This window comes from Pseudoalteromonas sp. Cn5-37 (assembly GCF_021532495.1).
In the GTDB taxonomy this organism is placed as follows: Bacteria; Pseudomonadota; Gammaproteobacteria; order Enterobacterales; family Alteromonadaceae; genus Pseudoalteromonas; species Pseudoalteromonas simplex.
The window spans coordinates 1-6,505 of sequence record NZ_JAKGBA010000061.1 but is presented as its reverse complement, the minus strand read 5'-3'; the positions used below and the strand labels follow the sequence as shown (position 1 = coordinate 6,505).

Below are 6,505 nucleotides of genomic sequence, written 5' to 3'. Positions count from 1 at the left end.
ACATAGAAAAGGCGCTCAATGCGAGGCCGAGAAAATGTCTAGGGTTTAGGCAACCAGCGGTAATATTCGATGAATTACGCAAAGCAGCCTAATTTAGCGAGTGGTGCACTTCGGACTTGAATTCGCGGGTGGCTGAACAAAGAGAAAAATATGAAATAGAGAAAACTGACAAAAAGGCTTAATCTTTTAATTTACTTTTAAATCGCCGCTATAAGTTTATATCAGTTGCTAGCTGCAACAAAGGAGCGAAATGTTTGCAAACATGACTTTACTGAAATAATTTAACCATGAACCAGGGCCCCTGTAAGCATCCATACTGTTAATTACTCAGAATTAATTTAATTTCAACTTCAGCAATCGCCTGCAACTGAACAATGAGTTATTGCTTGTTTTCATTAGCTATTTCAGTAAACTGGCTGTAAATAACAGGGAGTGGTATATGGAACAGGTTGGCATTTACGAGCAGCTTATTACTCAGGTGATTGAGCAGAATTTAGATCGTAAGCAATTTTATGTAGGAGAACGCCAACTAGAATCTGCCGAAGCCGCAACTTGGTTAGCTCGATTTTTAGGAAAATTAGTCGCACATGCGATTGATGCCATCCCCAACTCTACAGATCGATTAAGCGAACAAATTGATTTAGCTAATAACTTAGTTTTATGGCTTAAAGATCATATTAAAGACGATGAGCTAATCAATGAAAACCTCATAGATAGCCAAGGTAAAATTCTTACAGCTCTATTCAATACTGAAAACCCTGTAGCAACTAATCTCAAAGACTACTCAAACAGCATTTTCCCACTAACAGGTCTTACGCAAAGTGAGCTATTTAGTGGCGCAAATGCTGGCCTATCTCTTGAGACTGAGCTTAAGAGAGAAATTAAATCAGCTGATACTATTTATTGGCTCGTTTCATTTATCAAATGGACTGGACTGCGGATATTTAAAAGTGAGCTAGAAGCCTTTACAAGAAAAGGTAATAAGCTAAAAGTAATCACCACCTCATACATGGGTGCAACAGACGCTAAAGCAGTTGAGTTCTTAGCTAGCTTACCCAACACAGAAGTAAAACTAAGCTACAACAATCAACAAGAACGTTTACACGCTAAATCTTACTTATTTATGCGTAACACAGGTTTTCATACAGGCTACATTGGTTCATCAAACTTATCACATTCAGCACTCACCAGCGGCCTCGAGTGGAATTTAAAAATCACCGCGCAAGAAATACCGCATATTATTGCTAAAACCAAAAGCACCTTTGAAACCTATTGGCAGTCGCCAGATTTTGAATTATTTAGCGGCAAAGTTGAATGCAAAGAAAAGCTAATAAACTCACTTAATGAGCAGCGTGGTAAAGGCCAATCAAGTAACCAGTTTTATTTTGATATCACACCAAAAACTCATCAATTAGCTATTTTAGAAAAACTAAGTGTTGAACGAAGTGTTCACGATCGATTTAGAAACTTAGTGGTGGCTGCAACAGGCACTGGCAAAACCATCATATCGGCATTTGATTTTAAAACCGTGTATGACAAAAAACCAAATGCCAATTTTTTATTCGTCGCTCATCGAGAAGAGATCCTTACTCAAGCACAAAGCGCCTATCGTGGTGTGCTAAAAAATAACGATTTCGGCGAGCTTTGGGTCGGTAACTATAAACCTCAACGATACAACCAGTTATTTGCCTCAATTCAGACTCTTAATAATCAAATCGACAACATGAAATTGAGCGCTGATTTTTATGATTACATTGTCATAGATGAAGTACATCACGTAAGCGCAGCAAGTTACCGCGGTATTCTTAACCACTTTAAACCAAACATTTTATTGGGCTTAACTGCCACGCCAGAAAGGCAAGATGGTGCAAATATTTTGGAAGATTTCTGTGGTGTAATTGCTGCAGAGATCCGCTTACCAGAAGCAATAAATCAACGCCATTTGTGCCCATTCCAATACTTTGGGCTTGATGATGATATAGATTTAAGCAAAATAACTTGGCGTGGCGGTCGTTATGATATTAGCGAATTAAGTAAGCTCTACACAGGGGAGAACAACCGCGCTAAAAAAATCATCTCGAGCCTCAATGAAATCGCCACTAATATTCACACAATTAAAGCATTAGCATTCTGTGTTAGCCAAGATCATGCTGAGTTTATGGCTAGTAAATTTAACCTTGCAGGTATAAGTGCGGACGTACTCACCAGTAAAAATACTCATGAGCGAAATCACAAACAACAGGCGCTTAGAAGAGGTGAAATAAAGATCCTCTGTGTAGTAGATATTTTTAATGAAGGGGTCGATATCCCTGAAGTTGATACTTTGCTCTTTTTACGACCAACCGAAAGCTTAACGTTATTTTTACAGCAGTTAGGACGAGGCCTGCGTTTACCTGACAATAGCCAAAAACAATGCTGCACCGTTCTCGATTTTGTTGGTAACGCTCGCCCAGAGTATGACTTTGCTAATAAGTTTCGAGCTCTAATTGGCAAAACTAACCAGTCAATAAAAGCCGAAATAGAAAATGACTTTCCGCACTTGCCGTTGGGTTGCAGTATAGAGCTGCAAGAACGTACCCAAAAAGCAATTTTGCGTAATATTCAACAGGCAATTAATAGCAAAAGGCGCTTGCAACAGCTTATAAGTAGCTATTCACAACATACTAACGCCCAACTATCTCTAAGTAACTTTTTAACCATAAACCCTCAAGTGACGTTAGAAGATATTTATAAACCGAAGGAAAATAAGCTCGGTGGCTGGCACTGGTTAAAAGGTGATGAAATACCAGTAGAACAAGTCGATATTTACGCTGCGTATTATCGTGCAATAAACACTCAATTACTTAGTTGCAACTCACTGAGCTATTTGAGCTTTTTACGCGATTTATGTAACAGTGACTTTAGCATTGAGTTAACGCCTAAAAATCAACAATACGCTCTAATGGCTCATTACAATTTTTGGGATAACACTGGCACAAGTCTGGGGTTTAAATCTATTAAGCAAAGCTTACAAGCACTAAAAAACCCACTATTACAACACGAGTTATCTGAAGTGATTACGCTTTTAATAAATCAAATTCACCAACAAGAAAGTGATTTAACGTGTCTCCCTAATCACGCAATAAAATTACACAGCCGTTATACACGCCAGCAAATATTAGCTGCATTTGGTGCACATACGTTTGATAAAAAATCGACTGCACGCGAAGGCGTATTAGAGTTCAAAAAACAAAATTTAGAATTACTTTTTGTAACCCTCAACAAATGCGAAAGAACCTATTCGCCAACAACGCTATACCATGACTATGCAATCAGCCCTACTCTGTTTCATTGGCAAACGCAAAACAGCGCACGACCAGAACACGGTAGAGGGTTAAGTTATATTCAGCACCAACAAACTGGAAAAACAATCTTGCTGTTTGTGCGGGAACAAAGCAAAGACGAAAACGGTAGAACAATGGGATTCGTTAACTATGGCGAGGTTAAATACCAAAGCCACAATGGCAGCCAACCAATGAATATTACTTGGGAGCTAACAAACCCCATGCCAAGTGAAATGTGGCATGAGGCAGGGAAGTTGGCTGTAGGTTAAAACCTAAGCTCATTAAGAATCATATTTGTACTTTGTCTGCGCGACTAAATCTAACGCTTGGACATTTTTACTTCCCGCCAACTCAAACCTATCTTTTGCAAGCCAAAGTTTTGCGCCATTGCTGCTTGCAACTTGGTATGCCCAATTGCTTACTGCAAGGGATTTATCTACATCACAATGAAAATAGCGAGTTAGTTCATCAGTGAGTAGCTGGCTGTGGCGATCTAGATTTTGGTCTTGCCAACGTTCGCGGTGCAGCTGAGCTGCTAAAAAGTCACGCTTACTGTTATTACAACTTCGATGGGCGGCAACAAAATTATGGCCTAAATCGTTAGCGTAGCGGGCAAAGGGAATAAAGTGATCAACTTCTATCGCACTTGTAAGCGGCTTTTGACAATAAAAGCATTGGCCTTTTTGTATTTCGACTAAAATTGGTTTTGCTTTATTAAGTGCTGTGCGGTCGAAACCAAATAAAAAGTCATGCAGTTGGCTTTGAGGGCCAATAAGTGCTTGATTGTGCTTAATGCTTTGAATTTTTTGTAGCCATGCATTTTTAGCTAAATAGACAACTAAGTCGTAAAAGCGTCTAAAGCAAGCGGCTATGCCTGCATTTAGAGTAATATAGCTTTTGCCTTTTGTGTGCGGATATAAAAAGCACTCTTCTTGTTTGGCGAGAATTTGTAAACGCCACAACGGGCCTGTTTTTAACGTGTCTAAAGCTGCTTTGTAAGTAGTGTGCCAGTAAGGGCTTAATTTGAGCTGGCGCAAGCTACGAATATTGTTTTGCTGGCACTCATATAGCACCGCAATTACTTTTGATTGCGCACCCGAATTTTGTTTTAGTAAAGCACTTTCACCACTATGAGCAGAAGAAAATGGCACTGCATGGTGCCAATAAAGCTCTATTAACTTTTCAGCTAGCTTAGCAAGATCAATGTTTAACTCGCTAGCTTCATACATCATTGGTTGCTCAACACAAACATCAGCCAACGCATGCAATAGTGCAAACTTATAGGTAGCACTAAAATCACCTTCCACCAGCATACGCTGAATGTAAGCAATAAAATCGAGTTGCTGCTGCATGGCCATCATCAATCAAGCCTTATGTGTACTTTTAAAAAGTGCTCTAAAGTTCATGAACTATTCCCTGTTTGCGCCTCATATTTGCCACTTATTCCTATAACGCATTGTTGTAGCTTGAATATTGGTGATTTAGTTTAGGAACAATCTAGCATGAAAAGCTATTGCAAATATAGGATTTTAGGTAGAGCTATACTCTAAAACCCATACAATATTAGGAGGGTTGCGGTATAGCCTGCTATACCGCATATAAACTACTATATCGTTCTTCTATGCAGAATAGCGTTTAGCCATGTTTCTGTGGCGCGCTCAGGGCGTTGGTCGGCGCTTTGCCATGACTTGAGAATAAACAGATCGGTGCCTTTAATAATGCTCTCAATGGATTGTTCGTTTAGGTCGGTAAATTCGCGACCGTTGTGTTCGCGCTCGCCATCTCCGTATTTAAACGATACATACACGATGCCTTGTGGCTTTAATGCGCGGGCAAGGTTATTAAATGCGTCGGTTAAGTCATTTTTTGCTACGTGAATAAGGCTTGCGCAGCACCAAATGCCGTCGTATTTGGCAACGTCGTTTAGCTCTAGGAAGCTGCTTACAGCTACGTCTTGGTTTAAATATTCTGACGCCAGCTTTGCCATAGCTGGGCTGATATCGAATGCATCTACGCTATAACCACGCTCTTTAAAGATGAAGGCGTCGCGGCCTGAGCCACAACCGGCATCGAGTAAAGCGCCTTTTTTTGGGATCAGCGGTAAGAATTCGTCGTAAAGTTCATTGAGGTCTACATCGAGTGTGGCATCGACAAATGCTTGCGCATTTTGGTTGTAGTATTCGACGGTTTTGGATGCCATTTTACTTCCTTTATAGGGGCAAGATTGCTTGGCGCTAAAATACCATTAAAGCAAGGTAACGCAAAGGATGAAATGTGATTTTAAATGCTAAAGAACAAGGGTTTTGAGTAGGCATTAGAAGTTAGTTGGAGAGAAATAGGAGATCATAGTTACGAGGTGCGAGAATAAAAAAGATGATCAATTTTAGTATCGCTTGATTAAAGGCTTTTTATTTCATTTATAACTGTTTTCATTCGCTTGGCTAATGGCCTATTGCGATGATGGCATGCATATATATCTTCACAAACGGGGTGCGTTAGTGTGTGCACGTGTATTTTTTCTTGATTATGAAACGCACTAACAGCATGAGCAGGGAGTACAGTGAAGCCAAGCCCTAAACTTACTGGCTCTAGAATTAAGTTGATTTGATTCGAAAAACCACTGCACTCAAACTGAGCTATTGATTCAAACTCTGCAAAGTTCGCACTTAATAACTGTTGTGCATGATGTTTTCCATCTGGGTGATTAATAAAACCTAATTGGCAAAGTTGCTGCCAATCTATAGTTTTGAACTGGGCTGGCGTTATCAATAACAAGGGTTCATTAGCGATTTTGTGCCCTGTAACCTCAAGCATTGTAGGTGCTTGGCTCATAAAACCAATGTCTATTTGATGACTCGCTATGGCCTTTTCGACCCCCGAATTAGGCGCAAACGCATATTCTATAAAAAGTTTTGGGTGCTTTGATTGCAAGCTTAACAATTCGTTATAAAACTTAAGCCCACAACTTCCCGGCGATTGTATTTTTACTCGGCCTTCAAAAGGTGAATCATTTTTTATTTGTTGCTCCAAAAATTGCCATTCTTTTAGTAACTGGCCCCGAATTCAGATAATAAGTGCACCACTCATGGTTAAACGGTGAGAAGAGATCAACTGCCTGTTGGTGGTACTCTGTAATCGCCAAAAAACAAGAGTAGATACCATGAGTTACAAGCAGTTGATCG

Annotated in this window: 3 protein-coding genes and 1 pseudogene; 1 reads left to right on the top strand and 3 read right to left on the bottom strand. The window is 39.8% G+C overall.

Going from position 1 to position 6,505, the window contains the following annotated elements; translation table 11 throughout:
• Nucleotides 1-439 precede the first annotated feature (439 nt).
• The gene (locus tag L1266_RS21710) at nt 440-3,592 is read left to right on the top strand and encodes a DUF3427 domain-containing protein (protein WP_235378333.1); all 3,153 of its coding nucleotides are present in this window, start codon (nt 440-442) and stop codon (nt 3,590-3,592) included.
• A 12-nt stretch (nt 3,593-3,604) separates the two neighbouring features.
• Here L1266_RS21710 and L1266_RS21705 read toward each other — a convergent pair whose 3' ends face one another.
• The 3 genes and pseudogenes from L1266_RS21705 to L1266_RS21695 form a co-directional block, all read right to left on the bottom strand.
• On the bottom strand, nt 3,605-4,675 hold the full coding sequence (locus L1266_RS21705; protein ID WP_371351702.1) for an HNH endonuclease: 1,071 nt from the start codon (nt 4,673-4,675) through the stop codon (nt 3,605-3,607).
• 254 nt (nt 4,676-4,929) lie between these two features.
• Nucleotides 4,930-5,523 carry a class I SAM-dependent methyltransferase gene (locus L1266_RS21700; RefSeq protein WP_235378331.1) on the bottom strand — a complete coding sequence of 198 codons (594 nt, stop codon included), beginning with the start codon at nt 5,521-5,523 and terminating at the stop codon, nt 4,930-4,932.
• 197 nt (nt 5,524-5,720) lie between these two features.
• A pseudogene (locus L1266_RS21695) lies at nt 5,721-6,374 on the bottom strand (substrate-binding domain-containing protein); the annotation flags it as partial.
• Between the last annotated feature and the right edge of the window lie 131 nt (nt 6,375-6,505).

Excerpts from the sequence above, each read along its gene's own strand:
- L1266_RS21700 (WP_235378331.1), bottom strand. The coding sequence starts at position 5,523 with ATGGCATCCAAAACCGTCGAATACTACAACCAAAATGCGCAAGCATTT.
- L1266_RS21705 (WP_371351702.1), bottom strand. The coding sequence starts at position 4,675 with ATGCAGCAGCAACTCGATTTTATTGCTTACATTCAGCGTATGCTGGTG.
- L1266_RS21710 (WP_235378333.1), top strand. The coding sequence starts at position 440 with ATGGAACAGGTTGGCATTTACGAGCAGCTTATTACTCAGGTGATTGAG.